Origin of the sequence: Arsukibacterium sp. MJ3, assembly GCF_000987765.1 — a bacterium.
Taxonomy (GTDB): Bacteria; Pseudomonadota; Gammaproteobacteria; order Enterobacterales; family Alteromonadaceae; genus Alishewanella.
Map to the genome: position 1 here is coordinate 1 of NZ_LAHP01000011.1, position 25,653 is coordinate 25,653.

Here is a 25,653-nt window from a genome sequence, read left to right on the forward strand (position 1 = left end):
TCCCAATTCAATAAATAAGCCCCTCTCGTAAGAGCTGGGGCTTTTTTATTGGCTGTGCAATGTTAGTACTACGCTAAAAGGCCCGCTCAAGCGTTTTAGTCGTTATACACATCTGAGTATTAAACAGCTTTGGTCTATGTTAAGTTATTAAAACAATCTTCGTTACGTACGTTTTATATGCATTTGAACTGTCTTATTCATATTTTTGCTTTACCTTTAAACAGTCTTTTGTATAATGACGCCTCAAACGTTAGGGGCATAGTTCCAATTGGTAGAACAGCGGTCTCCAAAACCGATGGTTGGGGGTTCGAATCCCTCTGCCCCTGCCACTTCTTTATATTATGAAAATAACTTCAAACCAGTCACAATTGCTCAAACAACTCAATATCAGGCCATTGCAGAGCAGGCCAGAGTTTTTTGTACAGTCAATTAGCCAACCAGATACTATTGCTACAGATCCTGCACGAATACCTGAACCGCATAATGCGTTATTAAGTCATGACATTTCGCTGCTGCTGGCGCAATCTAGTATAAAAAATTGGTTAATTGACCCCGCTACTGAACACTGTCGGTTTGAACATAATAACAACTTACTAATAACACCCAACCTGGTTTTTTTAAAGCAACCCGAATTAAAGCAACAGCTTTGGGCGCTGGTTCAACAGCAGCTAGCAGATAATGCAAATTAGACGCTTATTGGTAAGTGATATACCGGCTTTACTTGCAATTGAAGCGGTGGCCAATCTATACCCTTGGTCAGAGGGAGTAGTTAATTCCTGTTTTGGTAATCAGTATTTTAACTATGGCTTATTTGTTGATGCGCAATTGCTAGGTTTCTATTTTGGACAATTCATCACAGTAGAAAGCCAGTTATTTAATATATGTGTTCACAGTAAACATCATGGCAGGGGGCTTGGTGGAACGTTGTTAACGCACTTTATTGAACAATCAGCCAATCGTAGTGCGGCAGAAGCTTGGTTAGAGGTGAGGGCGTCGAATGCTGCCGCCATTCATTTGTATGAAAAGCATGGCTTTATTGAAGCGGGTCGGCGTCGGAATTATTATTCAAATGCAGCGGGAAAAGAAGATGCTTTGATGATGTGTTTGCCGCTTAGCCTGACTAATTAATCTCACACTGTGCCAGCGGCGGTGATGCTGCTATAATCTCCAGCAATTATTTTTCATCGTTTTTCAGCCAAGTCGCTGGTTGCTAACTAATATTGGATACCATGAATAAAGATAAATTTCTGCATGAAATTGAAAGCAGACGTACTTTCGCTATTATTTCGCACCCGGATGCTGGTAAAACTACCATAACTGAAAAAGTACTGTTGTTTGGAAATTTGATCCAAAGAGCTGGTACAGTGAAAGGCAAAAAGTCCGGACAGTTTGTTACGTCTGACTGGATGGAAATGGAAAAGGAGCGGGGTATTTCGGTTACTACTTCGGTCATGCAATTTCCTTACAACGATTGTCTAGTAAACCTGCTTGATACACCAGGGCATGAAGACTTCTCCGAAGATACTTATCGTACTTTAACCGCTGTCGATTCTTGTTTGATGGTAATTGATGGCGCTAAAGGTGTTGAAGATCGCACCATAAAATTAATGGAGGTTACCCGGCTGCGTGATACGCCTATTGTAACCTTTATTAATAAAATGGATCGTGACATTCGTGATCCGGTAGACCTGCTGGATGAAGTAGAGAGTGTTTTAAAAATAGCCTGTGCCCCTATTACCTGGCCAATAGCTTCGGGCAAGGAATTTAAGGGCGTGTATCACATTTTGCGTGATGAAATTATTTTGTATAAATCGGGAATGGGACACACCATTCAGGATCTGGATATTATTAAAGGGTTGAACAACCCTGAGCTTGATAAACGCATTGGCTACTATGCAGCACAATTGCGTGATGAAATGGAATTAGTTCAAGGTGCCAGCAACGAATTTGATCAAGACTTGTTCTTAAAGGGTAAGTTAACGCCAGTATTTTTCGGTACTGCCTTGGGTAATTTCGGGGTTGACCATATGCTTGATGGTTTGACCGAGTGGGCACCAAAGCCACAATCGCGAGATACTAATGTGCGCAAAGTTGAACCAGCTGAAAGTGGTTTTACTGGTTTTGTCTTCAAAATTCAAGCCAATATGGATCCAAAGCATCGGGATCGGGTGGCTTTTTTACGAATTGTTTCAGGTAAATACCAAAAAGGCATGAAAGTACGGCATGTCCGCATCGGTAAAGAGGTGTTGTTCCCACAAGCGTTAACATTCCTAGCTGGCGATCGCGAGCATCTGGACGAAGCCTACCCAGGGGATATCATTGGCTTACATAACCACGGCACCATTAAAATTGGTGATACCTTCACTACTGGTGAAGATATGCAGTTTAGTGGTATTCCAAACTTTGCGCCTGAGCTGTTCCGGCGCATTCGGTTGCGTGATCCGCTCAAACAAAAGCAATTACTTAAAGGGCTGGTCCAACTGTCGGAGGAAGGTGCCGTGCAAGTTTTCCGGCCGCTAGATACCAATGATTTAATTGTTGGTGCTGTTGGGGTATTACAGTTTGATGTAGTGGTAAGTCGTCTAAAGTCAGAATATAACGTTGATGCATTATATGAAAGTGTCAATGTTGCTACTGCACGTTGGGTGTATAGCGCTGATGCTAAAGCATTACAGGAATTTCAAAATAAAGCCAGTACCAATCTGGCATTAGATGGCGGCGACAACCTGACTTACATTGCGCCAACCATGGTCAATTTGAATTTGGCTATCGAGCGTTATCCTAAAATCTCTTTCCATAAGACCCGTGAACATTAACAGGCTGGCGAAATGAATATTAAGCAACTTCTTACGGACAAAACATTAGCGGCATTTAGTGTACTTGGTTTACCTGAAGGTACAAACCCAGCCGTTACTCAAAGTACCAGGCCAGAATTTGGTGAGTATCAAATTAATGGCGCTATGGCAGCTGCCAAGCTTTTGAAAACTAATCCAAGACAATTGGCTGAGCAATTGCTATCGACACTAGAACTAACCGATATAGCCGATAAAGTAACAATTGCTGGCCCTGGTTTTATTAACGTGTCTTTAAATGTAAATTGGTTAGCGCGGCAGTTAGCACAAGCTGCTGAAGACCCGCGTCTGGGGGTTAGCATTAACCAACAGCCTCAAACTGTTGTGGTTGATTACTCCGCCCCTAATCTGGCTAAAGAAATGCATGTTGGGCACTTACGTTCCACTATTATTGGTGATGCTGTAGTGCGTACGCTGGAGTTTTGGGGTGATAACGTCATCCGGCAAAACCATATGGGAGATTGGGGTACTCAGTTTGGTATGTTAATTGCGCATTTAGAGGATAAGTTGAGCGAGGGTGTTGATTTAGAGCACGTTGCGCTGGCTGATCTGGAAGACTTTTACCGTGAAGCGAAAAAACGCTTTGATGATGAAACAGGCTTTGCCGATAAGTCACGCCAGTATGTGGTAAAACTGCAAAGTGGTGACAGCCATTGCCAGAAACTATGGCAACTGTTTATTGATACCTCAATTAAGCACAGTGCTGAAGTTTATCAAAAATTGAATGTTACCCTAAAGCATACTGATATTAAGCCAGAAAGTGCTTACAACAGCATGCTAAATGGTATTGTCGCTGATTTAAAACAGCAAAAACTGGCCGTGCAGAGCATGGGCGCGTTGGTAGTGTTTTTAACTGAGCTTGCCGATAAAGAGGGTAACCCATCACCGTTTATTGTGCAGAAAACCGGAGGTGGATTTTTATATTCCACTACCGATTTAGCCGCTTGCCAATATCGAAGCCATGACTTAGCTGCTGACCGAGTTATTATTTTTACCGATGCCCGCCAGGGATTGCATTTTAAACAAGTTGAATTAGTCGCTCGTAAAGCGGGTTATTTGCGCGACAACACCGCTTACGATCATTGTCCGTTTGGAACCATGATGGGCGAAGATGGCACACCTTTTAAAACGCGGGCCGGTGGCACGGTAAAACTGATTGATTTACTGGACGAAGCTATAGTTCGAGCTAAGTCGGTGGTGCAGGAAAAAGCTACCGATTTAAATGAAGCAGAAATTGCCGACGTTGCCAATAAGGTCGGTATAGGAGCGGTTAAGTTCGCTGATTTATCCAAGAACAGAACCAGTGATTATATCTTCAGTTGGGATGCAATGCTTAGCTTTGAAGGTGCCACTGCTCCTTATTTACAATACGCCTATACCCGGGTACGCAGCATTTTACGTCGGGCACAGCTTGTCGAAAACTTTAGTGCGGATATTGTAATTGGCTCTGCGCCGGAGAAGCTGTTAGCAGTGAAGCTGTTGCGTTTTGAAGAAACGCTACATACGGTAATAAAAGACGCTCAGCCTAATTTACTTTGTAATTATCTGTACGAGTTAGCCAGTTTATACATGAGTTTCTATGAGGCATGCCCTATATTAAAAGAGAACGTTGAACCAGAGCTGCGCGATAGCCGTTTAATGCTTAGTATTTTAGCTTCACGGATACTTCAACAAGGCTTGGACTTGTTAGGTATAGACGTAATGGAACGGATGTAATGTATGAAAATCGACGCGATACGCCGCAGTTATACCAAAGATAACCTGGATTTAGATAAACTACATACTGATCCTATCATGCAGTTTGAGTTGTGGTTGAAAGATGCCATTGCGGCAGAGTTACCCGACCCTACTGCGATGTGTGTTGCCAGTGTCGATAAAGAGGGGCAGCCGTCGCAGCGACTGGTACTGCTAAAAGATGTCAGTCAGGAGGGTTACACCTTCTACACCAATCTTGGTAGTCGTAAAGCGACTGAGCTAAGTGCTAACCCAAAAGTGTGTTTACATTTCCCTTGGCATCCGCTGGAGCGTCAAGTTATTGTTTACGGTACGGCAGAACGTGTGTCCAATACGCAGGTGATGAAATACTTTTTATCACGTCCAAAGGAAAGTCAGTTAGCCGCCTGGGCATCAGAGCAAAGCCGGCCGGTATCAACACGTCAGGCGTTGCTGCAGAAATTTTCCGAAATTAAACATAAGTTTGCCCAAGGCGAAGTGCCTTTACCCTCATTTTGGGGCGGTTTCTTAGTGAAACCGTCTAAAATTGAGTTTTGGCAAGGTGGTGAGCACCGGTTACACGATCGCTTTATGTATTCAAAACAACCCGACAATAGCTGGTTTATTGAACGGTTATGCCCCTAAGCTGCGATAGGGCAGTTGCGCATAAGTTATTTGATACCCATTGCCATCTGGACTTGCCTGAGTTGTCAGCGTTGCAACAACAACATTGGCAACAAGCGCAACACAACGGTGTCGCTGCTTTACTTATCCCCGCAGTAGAACCTGCTGCCTGGTTAAATCTGCTGAATTTACGTCAACAGCAATCGAGTTGGTACATTGCTTTGGGTATTCACCCTTGGTGGGTTGCGGGTTGTTCGCTTGCAGCTATTGCTGAGCTTCAGCGTTTGTTAACAACACATGGCGCTGATATTGCCGCTGTAGGCGAGATTGGGCTGGATTTTGGCTTACCTGAAGCTACTTTTGCTCTGCAGCAGCAATTATTTACTGAGCAACTTTCGCTGGCAAAATTGCATAGAAAGCCGGTGATATTGCACCATCGGAAAAGCCAACCGCAGCTATTGGCCGAGCTTAAACGGCAGCAATTTACTGAAGGTGGTATCTTGCATGCCTTTTCCGGTAGTTCGCAACAAGCGCAGGCTTTTTTAGACCTGGGTTTTAAATTGGGGATTGGTGGCACCATTACGTATAATCGTGCTGAAAAAACCCGTAAAACGGTGCAGAAGCTGCCGCTGAGTAGTTTTGTGTTAGAAACTGACGCGCCGGCAATGCCCTTGGCTGGAGCGCAGGGCAAACCTAATAGCCCGGCGCAATTAGCAAAAATTTTTAAGGTGTTCTGTCAACTTCGTCATGAGAGCCCACAACATCTTAGTGAAGGGCTATGGCAGAATAGTTTAACCATTTTAAGACTTGTTGTTTAAGCGGATACTTTGTCTGGAAAAGCGTGAAAAACTGCGGCGTAGTAAATAGCCAATAGCGCCCGTTATGAGTAGTAACAGCATAAGGTGTTGCATTAGTTGCTGCCATCTGGCAAAACTGGGGTTAAGCTTGGTATCTAACTGCAAACTAATTTTTATATAACCGAGTATTTGTTGCTGACGACGAATTTCTTGAACCATCGGTACTAAAGGTCGTGTCGCAAACTTGCCATACATCAATCTGGCCGCCGAGCTGGCCTCTGACCAGCTTATTCGCACTCCGTTACTGTCGTAAATCACCACATCATACAAATAAGGGCTGGCAGCAATACTTTGGGTTAATTGCTCCAGACCATCAAGTTGATCATTTTCAATCAGGTACGCCGCAGCCTGAGATAAGGTAATTAAATTTTCCCGCATCAATTGTGTTGCCTGGCTTTGCAAAATTGCTTGGCCCTGGTTACTGGTGCTTACCCAGCTATGCAGTACAAACCAAATACCCACAACGGCAATAGTGAGTTGAATCAGTTTAATAACACTTGAAGTGGAGCTTGGTATTGCGATATTGTTCTGCATATTTTATGTCTAAACAAACAACTGCTACTGGCCCCTGATACTCTCAGCATGCCATGGTATTAACTTTAAGTATAGGTTGCCCAGTGTCGTTTTCTATTTCTGCCAGCCCAATGCAGCTGGCCAGTGCTGATATTATTGCGTTATTAACCGAGCAACAGGTATGTTGGGTAAAATCTGATACTGCAGGTCTTTGCCTGCAGTTTTTGCAGCCATCCTCTTTGCTTTCCAACGCTAAAAGCACTAGTTTTACCCCCCCGCGGCTTAATGGCAGCTCAATCCGGCTTTTTGGCAAGCCCGTTAATTGGTTATTACTGAATACTCTTAGTCAGTTACTATCTGACGGTAGCTGGCTAAAATTATCGCTGTTAGCACCACATCCGCAATTACCATTAGCACTGCTTATTCAGCTTAGTGATGTGTTTAGCACTGAGCAGCAACGTCAGTTGGACGGGGTTGCAGCTGAACAACATATCGAGATGGTCTATCTGGCCGCTAAGTCGGTGCAGCTTAACAAGCCAGGCTTGTTAGTAATGGATATGGATTCAACAGCAATTAGTATTGAATGTATTGATGAGATTGCCACGCTTGCTGGTGTTGGCACGCAGGTAGCTGCCATTACCGCCAGAGCAATGAATGGCGAGCTCGACTTTGCTGCCAGTCTACAAGAGCGAGTGGCCGCACTTAAAGGTACGCCGCAGTCTGTGTTACAACATGTCGCCGCGAACTTGCCGTTAATGCCAGGTTTAACAGAGCTGGTTAGCAGCTTGCAGCAACGGCAGTGGCGGGTAGCTATCGCTTCAGGCGGCTTTACCTTTTTTACCACTATACTGCAACAACAGTTATCATTAAGCGCTAGCTTTGCTAATGTGTTGGAAATAACAAACGGTTTACTAACAGGTAAGCTGGTTGGCGATATGGTTGATGCCAACGTTAAAGCCCGTGTGGTAACTGAGCTAGCTGCACGTTTTGCTATTGCACCAGAGCAAACTGTTGCTATTGGTGATGGCGCCAACGATATTCCTATGTTAAAAACTGCGGCACTTGGTGTGGCATTTCATGCTAAACCTAGTGTACAGGCAGCGGTAGCCGCCAGAATAAATCAAGGGTCACTATTGCAGCTATTATATTTATTGGATCCAGTATGAAGCATCAACAAAATTCCATTTTTGTTGATTTACAACAGTACCAGCTGCATTTGCGACGGTTAACACCGCTACAAAATACTGTTAGCCCTATTTTATTTTTACATGGTGCTATAGAAAATGGTCGTATTTTTTACAGTCACTCTGGCAAAGGTCTGGCCTGTTATCTGGCCGATCAGGGGTTTATTGGCTACTGTGCTGATTTCGCTGGTCGGGGCTTATCGCAGCCATCACTAAGCAGTGGTTTTAATCAGAGTCAAAATCAGGTTATTACTAAAGATATTCCTGCATTAATTAACTATGTTTATCAGCAACATCAACAAGCATTGACGGTAGTTGCTCATTCTTGGGGGGGCGTGTTGTTAGCGGCTACCTTAGCGCGTTTTCCAGAGTTAATGGTCAAAGTTAACGCTAAAATTTGCTTTGGTACCAAGCGGGTTATTAGTGTACAGAGTATTGAACGGAAAATGAAAATTGATTGGCTGTGGAATCGTTTTGCGCCATGGCTTGGCCGCAAGTATGGCTATATTCCAGCCAAAAAGTGGCGTTTTGGTGCCGATGATGAACCTACAGAATTCTTACTTGATACTGTTAACTGGATCAAGGGGGCACCATTTACTGATTTAACGGATGGTTTTGATTATGCTGCGGCCAGTCAGCAAGTCAATTGGCCTCCAAGCTGGCACTTTGCTGCAATTAACGATCGCATTTTGGGTAACCCGGCTGATGTGCAGCAGTTTATTCAGGAAACCAGCCAGCAACAGGCTAAATATACGTTACTTGGGCGTCAGCATGGGCATCTGCAAGATTACAATCACATATCAATGTTAACCTCTTCCAGCGCTAACAATGATCATTTTGTTCAAATCAGTGATTGGCTTGCCAGCTTAGCGATAAATTAACGTTGGCAGTAAATTCAGCTGCCTTGCAGCACCTGCTGGCGGCGTTTATCAGGCGCAGTATGGTCTAAATAGCGATAGCGCCAGGCGAGTTCTTTACTAATATTAACTGCATCGCCCACCCCAGCTACACTCCACAGTTCTTCTTCCAGCGTTTTTGCACGATGCAGAGCATAAACGCTTATATAGCTAATTTCTTTGGCAATATAATCGGTATCCGGTCGGCCGGTACGGGATAAAAATAACCGAAAAGCGAACAGTGTTGCGTCGCGAAGTGAAGAGGTAATAAACGCCTGTTTTTGCTGCTCATCAGTAAATTCATAATCATAATAACTTTCTAAAGTGGTCATCGATGCCACCTTGTGGCGCGGCACTTTAATATACAACTCATAGCTTTTAGGTGGGTCGAACCGCTTCATTGCTTTCAGTTGCTGGGCAAATTGCAAATTTGCTGTACTATTTTTTAATAAAGGTTCTAAATCTAATGGGCCATTATTACTGTGTTGTAACAGCAGGGTATGCAAGGCATTCGGCGTAGCGCCCTGGGCAATGACATTTAATTCATAACGGATGCCTTTACGATGCAAATAAAAAGCAAAGTTATTAAGCGCTTTTAAGTACATACTGCGTAATGCTTCAGACAATCCGGGATACTTAGGTGTTTCTTCTGCCAGGGTTAGTTTGGCCCGGTTATTCTGAATTAATTGTTGAAAAAATGGCTTACCGGCATGGCCGTTCTCAGTAGCAGCAACCCGTAAGTTCATAATGGTCTGACTTTTACTTACCGCCATCACTTCGTAGGGCAATTGAATGAGTTGGTGTTTAGTGGTTATTTTCTGCAGATCGACTAAATCTAATTGGATCACGTCACCCTTGCTGTACTTTACCGGCTCTACAGTTTCAATTTGTAATCCACCAGAGGAAAAATCGCGACTAAAACCGGCGATCATCTGGTTATTATGCTGCAATTGAACCGACGTTTTATATAAATAGCGCGACTCTGCTCGTAAGTTAATGTAATGCACCGGAATGGCTTCGCATGGTGGCGTTTGTGCAAGTTTACGGTGACCAAATTGGTTTAGCTGGCTGAGTTGTTCTGGTTTAAAAGTATATTGCTGGTAATAGCTGGCATTGTTGCTACTGATATCAGTTAGATTGACAATATAGCGCAGATTTTTTATCACGCTTTGAATCAATGGCGTGATACTGGCTTTTGCTACTTCAGGCTGATCTTTTTGTGATGTCACTGGCAGTATAAATTGCTCTATAGCATGTTGCGCTGACGTTTTAACTAGGTTTAAGTGGAATACCCGCCAGCTTGGTTTAGCAGAGCCAAAACCAAAAAAGGCATCACGTAATTCTGCTGCGTCAAGTAATTCTTCAGATGTTGCCGAGTAATAATATAATTTTCCTTTGGCGGCATGGGTAAAACAATACAGAATGGTCGAGCGTTCTGGCCCGGGTAGTGCTAAGAGTTGCTTTAAACGCTTAACCGCTAGCAAATTAACCAATACTGACTGCTGCAACTCATCCTGAAAGTAATGCCAGACACTTTTATTATAATCTGTGGTCATAGCAAAACGCGGACTTACCGTACCATCATTAACATTCAGATAGACTGGCAAACTGTTTAATCGTGGTAAGTAAAATTGCTCATAACCTTTAGTGGTGACGGCGTCTGTCGTATTATCTAAATTGACTTTATAACGCCGTTTATTGCCGTGAATAAATTTTTGCAAAAAAAGACTAAAGCCATTGTCTTGCTCTGAGGGTAACTTTTTTAAACGCCAGTAATTTACTTTTTCAAGTTGCTCAATATCAACCAGTTGATATTGAATGCCTTGTGGTATGTCGAGGGTAAACTCCTGCTCTAAACTTGTAAAGTTGATAGTAAGAATATCGCCTGCGCTGGCTAAGCGGCCTTTAGGTATTTTTAACTTACATCCCGAGATTGACAAATCACTTGTCGTTGCAATAAAGCGGCTGCCATTAACGTTCACTTCAACATCGATACCAAAATTCATGCGCTCTTCAGTACGATTAACGTAGTGGCCGAACGTAATGAGTTTGGCACCCTGTTGCTCATTTTGTGAGCTGACTGGATTGTCTTGGCTCGGCTCTTTGCCTTGTACTACTGATTTAACCCGTTGTGCGGTTTCTCTTTTATGGATTACCCGAAAATTGTTGTCGGTATTCATGACTTCTTCATAAACACCTAAGGTGTAATCACCGTACTCTTTTATGGCTGATTCAAAAATCTGGATGGCATTATCATCCATGAAGTGCGTTTTTTCCTGGTAATTAAACGGGCGAACTTCGCCATCGACGTGACCACGCAAGTCAATAAAATAGTTACATGGCTGAGCCAGGCGTCGTAATTCCATTTTTAATAAAAATTGTTTTGATTTGGGTAAATTAGCGGTTAGCGAACTAAAAACCTGATCAAACTCTGCCGAGTTAATCAGGCTTTTTATACGCTCAATAATACCGGCATACTCTTTAAAATCTTCAGCAGTCATAGTTTCGTTATTCAGATGCCAAAATTCAGGCGTCTTCTGGTTATAATCTGTAGTACGCTACGTTGTTATAAAATGAAAAGCAATATTTATGCCTTTCTTTCAAATTAGGATTTTTGGCAATGGCAAAAGTAAAAACGGCTTATGTCTGCAATGAATGTGGTGCGGACTTTATGCGCTGGCAAGGGCAGTGTAATGAATGCGGTGCCTGGAATAGTATTACTGAAATCCGACTGGGTGCGGTGAAGACTACTGGTACCCGTCAGGGCTATGCTGGTGCTGTGCAAGCAAGTGTTATGCGACTTGATCAGGTTGATTTACAGGAAGTGCCGCGCTTTAGCTCTGGTTTTGCTGAGTTTGACCGGGTATTAGGTGGCGGTATAGTCCCTGGTTCAGCCATCCTGATCGGTGGCGCGCCTGGCGCTGGTAAAAGTACATTATTATTGCAGCTTATGTGTGGTTTGGCTGAGCAGGGCAGCGCCTTGTATGTTACCGGCGAAGAATCATTACAGCAAGTTGCCATGCGTGCCCAACGGCTGGGACTGCCGACAGCGCAGTTAAATATGCTGGCAGAGACGAATGTCGAAACGGTTTGTTTATTGGCTCAGCAAGAAAAACCGCGGGTCATGGTGATCGATTCTATTCAGGTAATGCATCTTGCAGACATTCAGTCGGCACCTGGCAGTGTGTCACAAGTGCGAGAAAGCGCCGCTTTTTTAACCCGGTTTGCCAAACAATATAATATTGCCATTATTATGGTGGGTCATGTCACTAAAGATGGCTCGCTCGCAGGACCTAAGGTGTTGGAACATTGCATTGACTGCTCGGTAATGCTTGAAGGTGATACCGACAGTCGTTATCGCACCTTGCGTGGTAATAAAAACCGTTTTGGCCCGGTTAACGAGTTAGGCGTGTTTGCCATGACTAGCCAGGGCATGAAAGAGGTTAAGAACCCGTCCGCTATTTTCCTGACCCGAGGCAAAGAAGATCAGTCTGGTAGCATTGTGATGGTGCTGTGGGAAGGAACCCGGCCCTTACTGGTTGAGATCCAGGGGCTGGTTGACCATTCGCCACTCAATAATCCACGTCGGGTTACGCTGGGCATGGATCAAAATCGTATATCAATGTTATTGGCGGTAATGCATCGCCATGCCGGCATTCAGATGGCTGATCAGGATGTGTTTGTTAATGTGGTGGGTGGCGTTAAAGTTAACGAAACCAGCGCAGATTTAGCTACCTTGCTAGCATTGGTATCCAGTTTTCGGGATAAACCATTACCTAACGATTTGGTCGTGTTTGGTGAAGTAGGGTTGGCTGGCGAAATTCGGCCGGTGCCCAGTGGTTTTGAGCGTTTAAGAGAAGCCGCTAAGCATGGTTTTAAGCGAGCAATAATTCCACTTGGAAATAAACCAAAAGAACAGATTGCTGGTATGGAGGTAATTGCAGTTGCCAAACTGGCAGATGCTTTAGAAGCCATTTAATACAGGTTAAAGCACCCCGGCATTAGCCGGGGCAATTCAGCTTAAAAACGGTTATTAGCGGGGAAGTTATGTTTTAACACTTTATAAGTATCGGTTTGTAGCTTTTCTAAGCCAAGTTGTTGATAACTTTCTACCATCAATTCCAATGCCTGCTCAACATGCGGTGAGTCACGATAATATTCAACTACATATTTACCACGGTTAGCAGCAGCTAAATAAGCACCCCGGCGTAAATAATAGTCGGCAATCAGTAACTCATGCCGAGCCAAAGTATCTTTAATCTGCACCATGCGCTTTTTTGCTTCTGCGCTGTATTTGCTGTCGGGATAATTACTGACCAGAATTTTAAAATCATCAAATGATTGACGGGTACTGCTTAAATCACGATCGGCCCGGTCAACGCCAAAAAATTCTTGAAAGCTGTTCTGATCCGCTTTTAAGTTAGCTAAACCTCGCATGTAATACACGTAATCTAAATCGGGTTGGTTTGGATTTAGTCGAATAAAACGGTCGATACTGGCAAGGGCTTGTGGCAAATTACCCGCCTTATAATAAGCGAAAATTAAATCTAACTGTACCTGGCGTGCCAGTGGGCCAAAAGGGTAACGTGACTCGACTGCTTGTAATAATTCAACTGCTCTGTTGTATAAGCCGTTATCTAATACTCCTTTTGCCTGCTGATACATGGCTTGGGCGGTCTGACTACTTGGATCAGGCTGTGAAGGCTTGCCAGCACAGGCGCTTAAGGCTAAACATACAATGGTTATCAGTAAAAAATTCGCTTTCATGTAAAAATCCGTAACTACTTGGCTAAATGGCTGTCTAGTCGTGAGTAAAATCGCTAAAATAAACGCTATTGCAATTCTACCCCAGATAAGTTGGGGTTGCACACAGGATAACTGCTTCCGTCATGACAAAACAGATAAAACTTTCACAAATTGTTCCTGACCATTCTTATGGTATGCGCTTAGATCAGGTTTTAGCAGAAATGTTCCCGGATTATTCACGTTCACGCTTAAAAGAGTGGATCCTGGCCGATGCGGTGCAATTAGATCAATGCGTGCAGAACCTGCCAAAGTTTAAAGTCGTTGGTGGTGAACAAGTTGATATTGTTGCAGATATTGTAGAAGACCAACGTTTTAGTGCCGAGCCGATTGCCTTAAATATACTGTACGAAGATGAACATATTTTGGTAATAAATAAACCTGCTGGCTTAGTTGTTCACCCTGGTGCAGGCAATGCCGACGGCACTTTACTTAATGCCTTGTTACATCATTGCCCTACTATTGCTGCAGTGCCTCGCGCTGGCATTATTCATCGATTAGATAAAGACACCACAGGCTTAATGGTGGTGGCAAAAACCATTCCGGCTCAAACTCACTTGGTCGAAGCGATGCTGGCACGGGAAATTACCCGTGAATATGAAGCAATATGTTATGGCAAAATGACCGGCGGTGGTTTTGTTGACCAGCCAATTGGGCGTCATCAGACCAAACGTACCCAAATGGCCGTTATTGATGGCGGCAAGCCTGCGGTAACACATTATAGAGTGATGGAAAAATACCGTGGTCACACCCGCTTGCGTTTGCGGCTGGAAACCGGCCGCACTCATCAAATTCGGGTACATATGGCGTTTATTAACCACTCATTGGTCGGTGATCCGGTCTACGGTGGCCGGCCCAGACCGCCAAGAAAAGCCGCCGAAAGTTTATTAGTGATGATGCGTAATTTTAAACGTCAGGCTTTGCATGCGGCGATGTTGCGTCTGGCTCATCCGATCACTAGCGAAATTTTAGAGTGGCATGCGCCGTTACCGGATGACCTAGTTGAGCTAAATGCCGCCTTGCGCGCTGATACCTTGCTACATGGTATGGAAGACGTCTGAGTTGATTACACCATGTTGGCCGGCACCCCCAGGGGTTAAAGCAGTATGCTCAACCCGTGAGGGAGGTTATTCAGAACAGCCTTACCATAGTTTAAATTTGGGTGCGCATGTCGGTGATAACCCCGAGCGGGTTAAACATAACCGTCTGCAGTTTCAGCAAATGGCGGCAATGCCTAGCCAGCCGGTATGGCTTGAGCAGGTACATGGCACACGCTGTTTGACATTAACGCATAACATTGCTGCAGGTGTTCAGGCAGATGCCTGTTTTAGTCGCCAGCCTGGGGTAGTTTGCAGTGTAATGACTGCCGACTGTTTACCGTTGTTATTATGTAATCGGGCGGGTACCGAAGTTGCTGCAGTGCATGCTGGTTGGCGCGGATTATGTAACGGCATTATTGAAAATACTCTGCAATTATTTAGTCAGCCGTCAGATTGTATCGCCTGGTTGGGCCCCGCAATTAGCCAGCAGGCCTTTGAAGTGGGCCCGGAAGTACGTGACGCCTTTATCAAACATGCTCCTTTAGCCACATCTGCTTTTATTGCCGGGCAAAAAGGCAAATGGTTGGCAGATCTTTACATGTTAGCGCGTCAGCGCTTAGAGCACTGTGGGATTAATGCCATATTTGGTGGTGAGTTTTGTACTTATCAGCAATCTGAAACCTTCTTTTCATATCGTCGTGATGGTCAAACTGGCCGTATGGCTAGTGCCATCTGGCGCCAATAAGTCGTTTACTGTTAACACAAAAACGGTTTTGCTGATCTAAGTCAATTTTTTGACGTTTGTTGCTTGATATTTCACCAGAGTCACCCAATCTTATTACACATCTAGGTTACATGATGTGGAGTTACCCATGCGTTTAGAAAAATTTACCAGTAAATTTCAGGAAGCTATCGCTGATGCGCAATCATTAGCTTTGGGCCGTGATCAGCAATATATTGAGCCGGTTCACCTTATGTTTGCTTTGCTAAATCAGGAAGGCGGCACCGTCCGTGAGTTACTGAACAAAATTGCTATTAATTTTAACGAGTTGCGCTCTAAAATTAGCAAAGCGATTGAACAGCTACCGCGGGTAGAAGGCGAGGGTACCAATCTGCAACTATCAACGGCTACTGCCCAGTTGCTGCAACAATGCGACAAGTTTGCCCAAAAGCGTAAAGATCAATTTATTTCCAGTGAGTTGTTTGTATTGGCCGCTACCGAGGATAAAACCGAATTGGGTAATATCTTGCGGTTACTCGGGGTCAGTAAAGATAAAATAAATGTTGCAATAGACGATATTCGTGGCGGGCAAAAGGTAGATGATCCAAATGCAGAAGACAGCCGGCAAGCCTTAACAAAATACACTATCGATTTAACGGCCCGCGCCGAAGCCGGTAAGCTTGATCCGGTAATTGGCCGCGACGAAGAAATACGCCGTTGTATTCAGGTGTTACAGCGTAGAACGAAAAACAACCCGGTATTGATCGGTGAGCCTGGTGTTGGTAAAACAGCAATTGTTGAAGGACTTGCACTGCGGATTATTAATAAAGAAGTGCCGGAAGGATTAAAAAATAAACGGGTGCTGTCGCTGGATATGGGGTCGTTGCTAGCCGGAGCAAAATACCGTGGCGAATTTGAAGAGCGGCTCAAAGCGGTATTAAATGAACTGGCAAAAGAAGAAGGCCAGGTTATTCTGTTTATTGATGAAATTCATACTATGGTTGGTGCCGGTAAAGCTGAAGGCGCAATGGATGCGGGCAATATGTTAAAGCCTGCGCTGGCTCGTGGCGAATTGCATTGTCTGGGCGCAACCACGTTAGACGAATACCGAAAATATATTGAAAAGGATGCTGCGCTGGAACGACGTTTTCAAAAGGTATTAGTTGAAGAGCCGAGTGTGGAAGACACTATTGCTATTTTGCGTGGTTTAAAAGAGCGCTATGAGCTACATCACGCGGTTGAAATTACCGATCCGGCAATCGTGGCGGCAGCAACCCTGTCACATCGTTATGTCAGTGACCGACAACTCCCCGATAAAGCCATCGATTTAATTGACGAAGCCGCGTCCAGTATCCGGATGCAAATGGACTCTAAACCAGAAGAGCTGGATAGACTGGAGCGGCGGATTATTCAGTTAAAATTGGAAGATAACGCACTGGCGAAAGAGTCGGATGACGGTAGTAAAAAACGCCGGGATATTATTCAAGAACAAATTCAAGAGCTAGAGATTAATTACAACGAGTTAGATGAAGTGTGGGAGTCAGAAAAGGCGGCGCTGCAAGGTACTCAGAATATTAAAACTGAGCTTGAACAGGCAAGGTTAGACTTAGAAGTCGCCCGCCGGGTAAGTGATTTACAGCGGATGTCGGAGCTGCAATATGGCCGAATTCCGGCACTGGAAAAACGCCTCGACTTAGCCAGCCAGGCTGAAATGCAGGAAATGACCTTACTGCGTCATAAAGTTACTGAGCATGAAATTGCCGACGTGTTGTCGAAAGCTACCGGTATTCCGGTGAGTAAAATGCTCGAAGGTGAACGCGACAAGCTGTTGAAAATGGAAGATGCCCTGCACAATAGCGTAGTAGGCCAGCATGAAGCGGTAACGGCAGTTTCTAATGCGATACGTCGTTCGCGTGCCGGTTTAGCCGACCCGAATAAACCCATTGGCTCCTTTCTATTTTTAGGGCCAACGGGTGTGGGTAAAACCGAGTTAACCAAGTCACTAGCGAAATTCTTATTTGACAGCCCTGATTCGATGATTCGGATTGATATGTCGGAGTTTATGGAAAAACATGCGGTATCCCGCTTAGTAGGTGCTCCGCCCGGCTATGTTGGGTACGAAGAAGGCGGCTATTTAACTGAAGCTGTGCGGCGTAAGCCTTATTCAGTGGTGTTGTTGGACGAAGTAGAAAAAGCACATCCCGATGTGTTTAACATTTTGCTGCAAGTGCTGGATGACGGCCGTTTAACCGATGGGCATGGCCGGACTGTCGACTTTAAAAATACCGTGATCATTATGACGTCTAATTTAGGGTCGGACTTAATTCAGGAACACTATCAGGAGCATAGCTACCAGCAAATGAAAGATATGCTAATGGGGGTGCTTAGCAAACAATTCAGGCCAGAGTTTTTAAACCGGCTGGATGAAGCGGTAGTGTTTCATCCGCTTGATACCGTACAAATTAAGCAAATTGCCCGTATTCAACTTGCGCGGCTGGAAAAAAGACTGCAGGAGCGTCAGTTTGAGTTGAACGTTAGCGATGCGGCACTAGAGAAACTGGCGGCGGTTGGGTTTGACCCGCTATTTGGCGCCAGGCCTTTAAAACGTGCTATTCAGCAGCATCTTGAAAATCCGCTGGCGCAAGCGTTATTGCAAGGCAGTATAGTGCCGGGTTCGACTATCCGGGTAGACCATGATGGCGAGCAGTTTATTATTACCAGTTGACTGAGCAATAACACGTTTTCATCCATATTAGTGCAGCAGAGGCTGCACTAATATGGTTTGGGTACGACAGCCAGCCATAACTTTTTCTCTGGTCCTATCCATGTTAAGGTAAGTCCCTTATAATCAGTTAAGTTTCAATCAGAAAAGTTGCTTATGAACGAGTCAAATAGTTCCGACGCCAGCCCGCGTAAAGGCATATACTTGCTACCTAATCTACTTACTACCGGTGGTTTATTCGCAGGTTTTTTTGCTATCGTCTCGTCAATGAATGGCCGGTTTGAAGCCGCCGCTGTTGCCATCTTTGTCGCGATGATTTTTGATGGTTTAGATGGCCGCGTTGCCAGATTAACCAACACGCAAAGTGAGTTTGGTGCGCAGTACGACAGTATGTCAGACATGTTGTCTTTTGGCGTGGCTCCAGCGCTAGTGGCTTATAATTGGGGTTTGGCTGATCTAGGTAAATTCGGCTGGTTAGCGGCTTTCATTTATGTCGCTTGCGCTGCACTGCGACTTGCCCGCTTTAATGCTAACTTGAGTGTCACTGATGGCCGATTTTTTCAAGGGTTAGCGAGTCCGGCTGCTGCGGCAATTATTGCCGGTATGGTATGGACCGGCTCAATCTATGAGATTAATGGCGATAATATTGGTTATTTGGTTGGTTTATTGACTATTATTACCGGCTTATTGATGGTTAGTAATTTTCGTTATCATTCTTTTAAAGACGTTAATTGGCGTGATAGGGTGTCGTTTTTGGCGATACTCTGTGTGGTAATGGTATTTGTGGTTATTGCCGCCCGCCCGGCAGAAATGCTGTTTGGCATCTTCTTTATTTATGCTTTTTCAGGACCGGTAACCACCATTCGCAGTGTTCGTAAATTAAAGCTTGAACACGTAGTTGGCGACACCAGTGACGCAGATTTTACTGATGAGGCACCTGCGAAAACTGATACAACTAAGGTTAAGCACCCTGATACTGAATAAACTGCATAGTTAACCTGTTCTCGCTATCATCATCCATTGTGCCGGTACTTTATTTGCAGTGCCGGCCAAGTCAACGTTAGTTAGTCAAATCGCTTATTTCATCTTATTAACCCGACCGTTCAGCCGATTGCTGCTGAAGTGGATGGAAAGAGATTGTTGATTTCCCTTCTGCGCGGTAAATTAGTTACTATGCTTGAGATTTCGTGCATGCCACCCCATGTTGAATGGCACAATGTAATACTAAGGATCCCACTTGGCTGATATCCTGCAACAACGTCTGCAAGCGCTGGCGAGTAATGAAAATAAAGATGTAATAGTTGGCATAAAGCGTGGTATTGAACGTGAAACGCTGCGCATTAACAACGATGGCACTTTAGCAATGACGCCTCATCCTATAACACTAGGTTCTGCGTTAACACATCCGTTAATTACCACCGATTTTTCAGAGTCGCTGCTGGAATTTATTACCCCGGCAACCGATAGCGTTGATACCACTCTGGCGCAGTTAGCTGATATTCATCGTTATACCGCTAAGCAGCTTGATGCCCAGTGGTTATGGCCAGCCAGCATGCCGTGCTTTATCGATCAAGATACCACGATACCGCTGGCTGATTATGGTCGTTCTAACGTCGGCCGGATGAAAACATTGTATCGGCAAGGGCTGCATAATCGTTATGGCAGCATGATGCAGGCAATAAGTGGGGTGCATTATAATTTTTCATTACCAGAACGGTTTTGGCAGCTTTATCAGCAGCAACTGAATGATCAGAATCTGCTGCAAGATTTTATCTCCGAGCAGTATCTGGCGCTAATTCGCAATTACAAACGTTATGCCTGGTTAATTGTGTATTTATTTGGTGCTTCGCCAGCCATGTGTAAATCATTTTTGGGCGGTCGCAGTTCACGTTATCCGTTTCAGCAACTTGGCAAAGGTTCGTTATATTTACCTTACGCCACGTCCTTGCGAATGAGTGATTTGGGCTATACCAATAGTGCGCAATCAAGCTTAAGTATTACCTACAACAGCTTGCCAGAATATATAGCTGGCTTGCACGGTGCGGTTAGCCAACCGTCAGCTGAGTATCAGAATATTGGTATTAAAGTTAATGGCGAATATCAGCAGCTGAATGGCAATGTGCTGCAAATAGAAAATGAATTTTACTCTACTATTCGACCGAAGCGCACTACTGAGTCGGGCGAGCGCCCAACGTGTGCTTTAGCTAAACGTGGAGTAGAGTATATTGAAGTGCGGGCATTAGACGTTAACCCCTTCAGCAGTATTGGTATTACCGTAGAGCAAACCCGTTTATTGGATATATTTTTATTATATTGTCTGTTGCAAGACAGCCCTACTTTGTCAGATGAGCAGCAAACTATCACCGAGCAAAATTTGCGCAAAGTCGTCACCGACGGCCGGCGTCTTAATCTGGAATTATTACAAGACGGTCATGGCAGGCTAATGCTGGACTGGGCTGAGCAAATTTTTGCCGAAATGATGCCCATTGCAAACTGGCTGGATGCGGCTTATCAAGGCACTGCTTATCAGGCGGCGCTAAAACAGCATTACTTGTGTTTGCTTGATCCGGCCCAAACTTTGTCAGGTCAGTTACTAAATCAGTTGTTGGCAAAGCAGCAAGACAATGGCCACTTTATGTTGGAAAAAGCTGAACAATACCGGGCACAATTGGTTAGTGAGAACTATCAGGTGTATTCAGAAGACTCTTTTGCTAAAGCAGCAGCGGCTTCACTAGTTAAACAACAGCAAATTGAAGCTGAAGATACCGTTAGTTTTGACCATTATATTAAAGAGTACTTTGCCGAGGTGCCTGAGTGCAGTTAGCTGCAGCCAGCGTTGACAGTTGATAGATAAAAAAAACGGCTACCATTGGGTAGCCGTTAAAAAGAGAATCCAGGAGAAAAACAAAAACTTGGTTTGCATCCTTGCATGCTGTTAGAATCATGATGATGAATAAAGTTCACTTTGACAAAAAAAATCTAAAATCTTTTATTGCTCTGTTGTTAGTAGCGACATTAACGGCGTGTAGTTCCGCTCCGCCGCAGAACACCTCAGATCTATGCGAAATTTTCCGTGAGAACCGCTCTTGGTACAAAGATGCTGCTGCTGCCAGTGAAAAATGGGGTATGCCAATCGCTTTGCCAATGAGTATTATGTATCAGGAAAGCAGTTTTAAGCATAACGCCAGACCACCAATGCGTTGGTTCATTGGTTTTATTCCTTATGGCAGAGGCAGCTCGGCTTACGGTTATTCACAAGCAAAGACCGTAACCTGGGATGAATATGTTAAAGAAGCTGATCGCTTCTGGGCCAGTCGGGACGATTTTGCTGATGCTATCGATTTTATCGGATGGTATATCGACAAAACACAACGCTTAAACAACGTATCGAAGTGGGACGGCTATAAACAATATCTTAATTACCATGAAGGTTGGGGCGGTTACCGGCGTGGCAGTTATAAGAATAAAGCCTGGTTGCAAACTATAGCGCGGCGGGTGGATGACCGGGCAAAAATTTACAGTAGCCAGCTAAAAAAATGTGAGAAAGAACTGCAACGCGGCTGGTTATGGCGATTATTATTCAGTTAAACAAAATCTAACCAGCTAACGTCAACGTGCCCTAGCCAGATAGTATTATCTGGCTATTATTTAAACGTGTTTTTGGCGTTGGTTAACAGCCTGACAGTTTTGATCATATTGTCTTGTACATCGACAATTTCTAATGGGTAACCTGCTAGTTTAACGCTTAACCGGCCTTGTGGTATTTCTTCCAGATATTCCAGAATTAATCCGTTTAATGTTTTTGGGCCATCGGTTGGCAGGGCCATTTTCATTTCGCGATTTAAATCGCGTAAATTAATACTGCCATCAATTAAAAAGCTGCCATCGGGTTGTACAATAATGTCGTCGTTGCTATCTTCAGCGATGTCAGTGGTAAACTCGCCGACCACTTCTTCTAAAATATCTGCCAGCGTTACCAGCCCCTGAATGTCGCCATATTCATCGACTACCAGACCACTACGGTCCTTGGCATGCTGAAATTTCAACAGTTGCACATTCAAAGGTGTGCCCTCAGGAATAAAGTAAATTTCGTTTGTAGCCCGCAGTAGCGATGCTTTGGTGAGCTGCTCTTTCAACAGTAAGCGCATCAGTTCCCGCGGATGAGCAAAGCCAATAGCGTCATCAATATTATCCCGATAGAGTAAGATCCGACTGTATTGAAAGTTAGCCAGTTGCCGTTCAATGTCTTTCCACTCGTCATTGATATCAATACCGACAATTTCATTACGCGGGATCATAATATCTTCAACAGTCGCGTTTTCCAGATCCAATACGCCCACCAGCATACTCTGGTGTTGTTCAGGAATAAGGGCGCCAGCTTCATGCACAACGGTGCGCAGCTCTTCCGCGCTTAAGCTATTACCCTGATGCTTCTCAGGGCTGACCCCCATTAAATTAAGCAGGCCATTTGTAATCCCGTTAATTAACCAGACCAGCGGGTAAAATATTTTAAGTAACGGAGACAATAGAGCGGAGCTGGGAAAGGCAATTCGTTCCGGATGCAGCGCTGCAAGAGTTTTCGGGGTAACTTCAGCAAATATCAAGACCACCAGAGTAAGAATGACAGTGGCGATAGCGATACCTAAATCGCCATACAGCCGCATACCGATAATGGTGGCAATAGCGGAGGCGGCAATATTAACCAGGTTGTTACCTATCAGGATTAAACCTATTAAGCGGTCTGGCCGTTTTAATAAGCGGCTAACCCGAATGGCGCCCTTGTTTTTTTGGTTGGTAAGGTGCTTTAAACGGTAGGGGTTAACAGACATCATGCCTGTCTCAGAGCCAGAAAAATAGGCCGATATAAACAGTAGTACGCCTAAGATTATAAACAGCGTACTAGTCGATATGTCGTTCAAGAGCTAAATACCTTTATTGCTAAACATCGCTTTGCATCTTAACAGCAGAGTAGCGCCAGACGCTATTAAAAACAGTTTAATTAAACCAAGGGCCGTCGATAATAACTTCTTTAACAAAACGACTGCCAAAATAGGCCAGGGTTAGCAAGGCAGTGCCAATAACGGTTAAGGTAATTGCAGTGCGCCCACGCCAGCCTTTACGGGCATGACCCCAGCATAGGCTTAGAAAAACCAGAAATGCGATAGCACTTAATATGGTTTTATGTAAATTGGCTTTGCCAAGCCAGTTATCAATAAAGAGCACCCCTATTAGCAACGCAAGCCCTAGCAGTAAAGTGCCCGCCATTAATAATCTGAATTGAATAGCTTCTGCTTGCATTAAGGGAGGCAGGTGCTGAGTAACCGGGGTGAAGTCTTTTTGTTTTAGTTTAGCGCTAATATAGCTTACCTGAAACGAGTACAGCGTTGCCATGGTGAGTAATACATAAGCCAGGAATGCCAGCGTAATATGCACCAGCAAACTAAGATTTTGTTCAACATGTTGCAGTTGCATATCCTGCGGCGCTAACAACGTAGCAATTTGCATTAAGGCTGCAAAGCCATATACCACAGGTAGTAATAAAATGGTTGGCGTACGCAGTGCGGTTAGGGTTACTGCAACCGTCACGAGCCAACAGACTAATGAGCTGACATTAATTAAACTAAAGTTTTGACCGGCAACGGTAAACAGTGATTGCGTAAGAGCCAGCATGTGTAATACCAGGCCAATAATGCCGGCACTGAACATAAATTTGAAATGTGGGCCTTTTGGGTGAAATAACCGAACCAAGACCGAGCCTGTGGCCAGCAAATACGCCACTAATGCAAAATATGGAAGCAGTCCGCTCATTGTTAACTATCCTGTAAATTAGCTGTCAGGTTATTGTATGGTAACTGCTTAAGTATGCCCAGTAGTTACCTGTTGCAACTTTAGCACGTGATAAGCGGCTGACGTAACCGTCTGGCTGCGTTATAATCGATGAATTAGTGTAATTCGGGTAAAAAACATGTTTGAGAACCTGTCCGATAGGTTAAGTAAAACCTTAAAGAATATAAGCGGCCGTGGACGGCTGACTGAAGATAATATTAAAGAAACCTTGCGTGAAGTGCGAATGGCGTTGTTAGAGGCCGACGTAGCGTTGCCGGTTGTGCGCGATTTTGTTGCCAACGTAAAAGAGCGTTCAGTTGGCCTGGAGGTAAGCAAAAGCCTGACACCAGGCCAGGAATTTCTGAAAATTGTCCGTAAAGCTTTAGAAGAAGCAATGGGCGAGGCAAATGAAGAGCTGGCATTAAATACTCAGCCACCTGCAGTGGTATTAATGGCCGGTTTACAGGGCGCGGGTAAAACCACCTCTGTGGCCAAACTGGCAAAGTTTTTAAAAGAACGTAAGAAGAAAAAAGTGTTGGTGGTGTCGGCTGATATCTATCGGCCTGCGGCAATTAAGCAGTTAGAAACCCTGGCAGCCGATGTAGGCGTCGACTTTTTCCCCAGCGACTTAAGCCAACGGCCAGTCGATATCGTTAATGCGGCTATCGCGCATGCCCGCACCAGAATGTTCGATGTGCTGCTGGTCGATACGGCCGGCCGTTTGCATATTGACAGCAACATGATGGATGAAATTAAAGCGCTTCATGCTGCAGTTAAACCGATAGAGACGTTGTTCGTGGTTGACGCAATGACCGGGCAGGATGCCGCTAATACTGCTAAAGCGTTTAACGAAGCGCTACCATTAACCGGGGTTATCTTAACCAAAACTGACGGTGATGCCCGTGGCGGTGCAGCATTGTCTATCCGACATATTACCGGCAAACCAATTAAATTTATGGGTACCGGTGAAAAAACCGATGCTTTAGAGCCCTTTCACCCTGATCGAGTTGCATCGCGCATTCTCGGTATGGGCGATGTGCTGAGTTTAATTGAGGATCTGGAACAGAAAGTCGATAAAGACAAAGCCGCCAAAATGGCTCAGAAGATGATGAAAGGCAAAGGCTTTTCGTTGGAAGACTTTCGCGACCAGTTAGTACAAATGCGCGGCATGGGCGGCATGATGTCGTTAATGGATAAACTGCCAGGTATGAAAAACATGCCCGCTGGTGCAGCCAATCAATTGGATGACAAGCAGTTTGTGCGAATGGAAGCTATTATTAACTCGATGACCCCGAAAGAACGTAACTTTCCTGATCTGATTAAAGGTTCGCGCAAAAAACGGATTGCCGCTGGCTCAGGTAGCCAGGTGCAGGACATCAATAAACTGCTAAAACAATTTATGCAAATGCAAAAAATGATGAAGCAGATGTCGGGTAAAGGCGGCTTAATGAAAATGATGCGCGGTATGGGCGGCAAACTGCCGCCGGGTATGTTGCCGCCGCGCTGAATCTAATAACGGACCTGCTGTACAGCCTGAAATGCCTTGCATTTGCAGCAGTAATCCGTACAATGCGGCAGCCCTTCAGTCTGACTGGGGGCTTTATTATTTTTTAAAACCTGAACGATTATATATTAGAGGACGGTATGGTAACTATTCGTTTACAACGTGGTGGCGCGAAAAAGCGTCCATTTTACCAAGTTGTGGTAGCGGACAGCCGTTTTGCTCGTGACGGCCGCTTTATTGAGCGCGTGGGTTTCTTTAACCCAATCGCTGGCGGTACTGAAGAGAAACTGCGTCTGGACCTGGAGCGTGTTGATCACTGGGTAGCACAAGGTGCTGCATTAAGTGACCGCGTTGCAAACTTGGTAAAAACCGCTAAAAAAGCAACTGCTTAATTAGCA

21 protein-coding genes and 1 tRNA gene are annotated in these 25,653 nt (G+C 44.6%); 17 read left to right on the forward strand and 5 right to left on the reverse strand.

Translation table 11 applies throughout. From position 1 onward, the window contains the following. Positions 1-252 precede the first annotated feature (252 nt). The 6 genes from VT06_RS09525 to VT06_RS09555 all read left to right on the forward strand — a co-directional run bounded on the left by VT06_RS09525 (position 253) and on the right by VT06_RS09555 (position 6,007). Positions 253-329: transfer RNA gene (locus tag VT06_RS09525), tRNA-Trp, on the forward strand. Positions 330-678: 349 nt separating this feature from the next. Beyond that, the gene (rimI, locus tag VT06_RS09535; RefSeq protein WP_152659005.1) at positions 679-1,128 is read left to right on the forward strand and encodes a ribosomal protein S18-alanine N-acetyltransferase; all 450 of its coding nucleotides are present in this window, start codon (positions 679-681) and stop codon (positions 1,126-1,128) included. A gap of 101 nt (positions 1,129-1,229) precedes the next feature. Beyond that, positions 1,230-2,816, forward strand: coding sequence for a peptide chain release factor 3 (gene prfC, locus VT06_RS09540; protein ID WP_046554079.1), 1,587 nt, complete (start codon positions 1,230-1,232; stop codon positions 2,814-2,816). A gap of 12 nt (positions 2,817-2,828) precedes the next feature. Continuing rightward, complete coding sequence (gene argS / locus VT06_RS09545) at positions 2,829-4,568, forward strand: arginine--tRNA ligase (RefSeq protein ID WP_046554080.1); 1,740 nt, start codon at positions 2,829-2,831, stop codon at positions 4,566-4,568. Between the two features lie 3 nt (positions 4,569-4,571). Further along, entirely contained in the window at positions 4,572-5,210 is a 639-nt protein-coding gene (gene pdxH, locus VT06_RS09550; protein WP_046554081.1) for a pyridoxamine 5'-phosphate oxidase, read from the forward strand. Beyond that, on the forward strand, positions 5,201-6,007 hold the full coding sequence (locus VT06_RS09555) for a TatD family hydrolase (protein ID WP_046554082.1): 807 nt from the start codon (positions 5,201-5,203) through the stop codon (positions 6,005-6,007). The genes pdxH and VT06_RS09555 overlap by 10 nt, the downstream gene beginning before the upstream one ends. Here VT06_RS09555 and VT06_RS09560 read toward each other — a convergent pair. Beyond that, positions 5,990-6,580 carry an AhpA/YtjB family protein gene (locus VT06_RS09560; RefSeq protein ID WP_046554083.1) on the reverse strand — a complete coding sequence of 197 codons (591 nt, stop codon included), beginning with the start codon at positions 6,578-6,580 and terminating at the stop codon, positions 5,990-5,992. The two genes, VT06_RS09555 and VT06_RS09560, sit on opposite strands and share 18 nt — an antisense overlap. A gap of 83 nt (positions 6,581-6,663) precedes the next feature. Here VT06_RS09560 and serB point away from each other — a divergent pair, with 83 nt between their 5' ends. Then, positions 6,664-7,725, forward strand: coding sequence for a phosphoserine phosphatase SerB (gene serB / locus VT06_RS09565; protein WP_235357404.1), 1,062 nt, complete (start codon positions 6,664-6,666; stop codon positions 7,723-7,725). Further along, positions 7,722-8,624 carry an alpha/beta fold hydrolase gene (locus tag VT06_RS09570; RefSeq protein ID WP_046554084.1) on the forward strand — a complete coding sequence of 301 codons (903 nt, stop codon included), beginning with the start codon at positions 7,722-7,724 and terminating at the stop codon, positions 8,622-8,624. Before serB ends, VT06_RS09570 begins: the two co-directional genes overlap by 4 nt. 14 nt (positions 8,625-8,638) lie before the next feature. On the opposite strand, the gene VT06_RS09575 is transcribed toward VT06_RS09570, so the two are convergent. Further along, positions 8,639-11,140, reverse strand: coding sequence for a PilZ domain-containing protein (locus VT06_RS09575; protein ID WP_046554085.1), 2,502 nt, complete (start codon positions 11,138-11,140; stop codon positions 8,639-8,641). A 119-nt stretch (positions 11,141-11,259) separates the two neighbouring features. Here VT06_RS09575 and radA point away from each other — a divergent pair, with 119 nt between their 5' ends. Beyond that, positions 11,260-12,618, forward strand: coding sequence for a DNA repair protein RadA (gene radA / locus VT06_RS09580; protein ID WP_046554086.1), 1,359 nt, complete (start codon positions 11,260-11,262; stop codon positions 12,616-12,618). 41 nt (positions 12,619-12,659) lie between these two features. Here the strand turns inward: radA and VT06_RS09585 are convergent, their stop codons facing one another. Continuing rightward, positions 12,660-13,406, reverse strand: a complete 747-nt coding sequence (locus VT06_RS09585) for an outer membrane protein assembly factor BamD (RefSeq protein ID WP_046554087.1) — start codon at positions 13,404-13,406, stop codon at positions 12,660-12,662. A gap of 122 nt (positions 13,407-13,528) precedes the next feature. Here VT06_RS09585 and rluD point away from each other — a divergent pair, with 122 nt between their 5' ends. From rluD to VT06_RS09615, 6 genes are all read left to right on the forward strand, one after another. Then, positions 13,529-14,503 (forward strand): 23S rRNA pseudouridine(1911/1915/1917) synthase RluD, encoded by a 975-nt coding sequence (gene rluD, locus VT06_RS09590; protein ID WP_046554088.1) that lies wholly within the window; start codon positions 13,529-13,531, stop codon positions 14,501-14,503. Position 14,504: 1 nt separating this feature from the next. Continuing rightward, entirely contained in the window at positions 14,505-15,227 is a 723-nt protein-coding gene (gene pgeF / locus VT06_RS09595) for a peptidoglycan editing factor PgeF (RefSeq protein WP_235357405.1), read from the forward strand. Between the two features lie 127 nt (positions 15,228-15,354). Further along, positions 15,355-17,928 (forward strand): ATP-dependent chaperone ClpB, encoded by a 2,574-nt coding sequence (gene clpB, locus VT06_RS09600; RefSeq protein ID WP_046554090.1) that lies wholly within the window; start codon positions 15,355-15,357, stop codon positions 17,926-17,928. Between the two features lie 153 nt (positions 17,929-18,081). After that, positions 18,082-18,909, forward strand: coding sequence for a CDP-diacylglycerol--serine O-phosphatidyltransferase (gene pssA / locus VT06_RS09605; RefSeq protein WP_046554091.1), 828 nt, complete (start codon positions 18,082-18,084; stop codon positions 18,907-18,909). 253 nt (positions 18,910-19,162) lie between these two features. Next, positions 19,163-20,749 (forward strand): glutamate--cysteine ligase, encoded by a 1,587-nt coding sequence (gene gshA, locus VT06_RS09610; RefSeq protein ID WP_046554092.1) that lies wholly within the window; start codon positions 19,163-19,165, stop codon positions 20,747-20,749. Between the two features lie 125 nt (positions 20,750-20,874). Next, on the forward strand, positions 20,875-21,513 hold the full coding sequence (locus tag VT06_RS09615; protein ID WP_046554178.1) for a lipoprotein: 639 nt from the start codon (positions 20,875-20,877) through the stop codon (positions 21,511-21,513). A 56-nt stretch (positions 21,514-21,569) separates the two neighbouring features. Here the strand turns inward: VT06_RS09615 and VT06_RS09620 are convergent, their stop codons facing one another. Beyond that, positions 21,570-22,844, reverse strand: coding sequence for an HlyC/CorC family transporter (locus VT06_RS09620; RefSeq protein WP_046554093.1), 1,275 nt, complete (start codon positions 22,842-22,844; stop codon positions 21,570-21,572). A gap of 76 nt (positions 22,845-22,920) precedes the next feature. Continuing rightward, positions 22,921-23,733 carry an inner membrane protein YpjD gene (locus VT06_RS09625; RefSeq protein WP_046554094.1) on the reverse strand — a complete coding sequence of 271 codons (813 nt, stop codon included), beginning with the start codon at positions 23,731-23,733 and terminating at the stop codon, positions 22,921-22,923. A 157-nt stretch (positions 23,734-23,890) separates the two neighbouring features. Between VT06_RS09625 and ffh the strand changes: the two genes are divergently transcribed. Both ffh and rpsP read left to right on the forward strand, forming a co-directional pair. Then, on the forward strand, positions 23,891-25,258 hold the full coding sequence (ffh, locus tag VT06_RS09630) for a signal recognition particle protein (RefSeq protein WP_046554095.1): 1,368 nt from the start codon (positions 23,891-23,893) through the stop codon (positions 25,256-25,258). 137 nt (positions 25,259-25,395) lie between these two features. Continuing rightward, a complete protein-coding gene (rpsP, locus tag VT06_RS09635) occupies positions 25,396-25,647 on the forward strand; it encodes a 30S ribosomal protein S16 (RefSeq protein WP_046554096.1) in 252 nt (83 codons plus the stop codon). The last annotated feature ends 6 nt before the right edge of the window (positions 25,648-25,653 follow it).

What these genes read in the sequence shown, in the direction of transcription:
- rimI (WP_152659005.1), top strand. Translation starts at nt 679, where the DNA reads ATGCAAATTAGACGCTTATTGGTAAGTGATATACCGGCTTTACTTGCA.
- prfC (WP_046554079.1), top strand. Translation starts at nt 1,230, where the DNA reads ATGAATAAAGATAAATTTCTGCATGAAATTGAAAGCAGACGTACTTTC.
- argS (WP_046554080.1), top strand. Translation starts at nt 2,829, where the DNA reads ATGAATATTAAGCAACTTCTTACGGACAAAACATTAGCGGCATTTAGT.
- pdxH (WP_046554081.1), top strand. Translation starts at nt 4,572, where the DNA reads ATGAAAATCGACGCGATACGCCGCAGTTATACCAAAGATAACCTGGAT.
- VT06_RS09555 (WP_046554082.1), top strand. Translation starts at nt 5,201, where the DNA reads ATGCCCCTAAGCTGCGATAGGGCAGTTGCGCATAAGTTATTTGATACC.
- VT06_RS09560 (WP_046554083.1), bottom strand. Translation starts at nt 6,580, where the DNA reads ATGCAGAACAATATCGCAATACCAAGCTCCACTTCAAGTGTTATTAAA.
- VT06_RS09570 (WP_046554084.1), top strand. Translation starts at nt 7,722, where the DNA reads ATGAAGCATCAACAAAATTCCATTTTTGTTGATTTACAACAGTACCAG.
- VT06_RS09575 (WP_046554085.1), bottom strand. Translation starts at nt 11,140, where the DNA reads ATGACTGCTGAAGATTTTAAAGAGTATGCCGGTATTATTGAGCGTATA.
- radA (WP_046554086.1), top strand. Translation starts at nt 11,260, where the DNA reads ATGGCAAAAGTAAAAACGGCTTATGTCTGCAATGAATGTGGTGCGGAC.
- VT06_RS09585 (WP_046554087.1), bottom strand. Translation starts at nt 13,406, where the DNA reads ATGAAAGCGAATTTTTTACTGATAACCATTGTATGTTTAGCCTTAAGC.
- rluD (WP_046554088.1), top strand. Translation starts at nt 13,529, where the DNA reads ATGACAAAACAGATAAAACTTTCACAAATTGTTCCTGACCATTCTTAT.
- clpB (WP_046554090.1), top strand. Translation starts at nt 15,355, where the DNA reads ATGCGTTTAGAAAAATTTACCAGTAAATTTCAGGAAGCTATCGCTGAT.
- pssA (WP_046554091.1), top strand. Translation starts at nt 18,082, where the DNA reads ATGAACGAGTCAAATAGTTCCGACGCCAGCCCGCGTAAAGGCATATAC.
- VT06_RS09615 (WP_046554178.1), top strand. Translation starts at nt 20,875, where the DNA reads ATGAATAAAGTTCACTTTGACAAAAAAAATCTAAAATCTTTTATTGCT.
- VT06_RS09625 (WP_046554094.1), bottom strand. Translation starts at nt 23,733, where the DNA reads ATGAGCGGACTGCTTCCATATTTTGCATTAGTGGCGTATTTGCTGGCC.
- ffh (WP_046554095.1), top strand. Translation starts at nt 23,891, where the DNA reads ATGTTTGAGAACCTGTCCGATAGGTTAAGTAAAACCTTAAAGAATATA.
- rpsP (WP_046554096.1), top strand. Translation starts at nt 25,396, where the DNA reads ATGGTAACTATTCGTTTACAACGTGGTGGCGCGAAAAAGCGTCCATTT.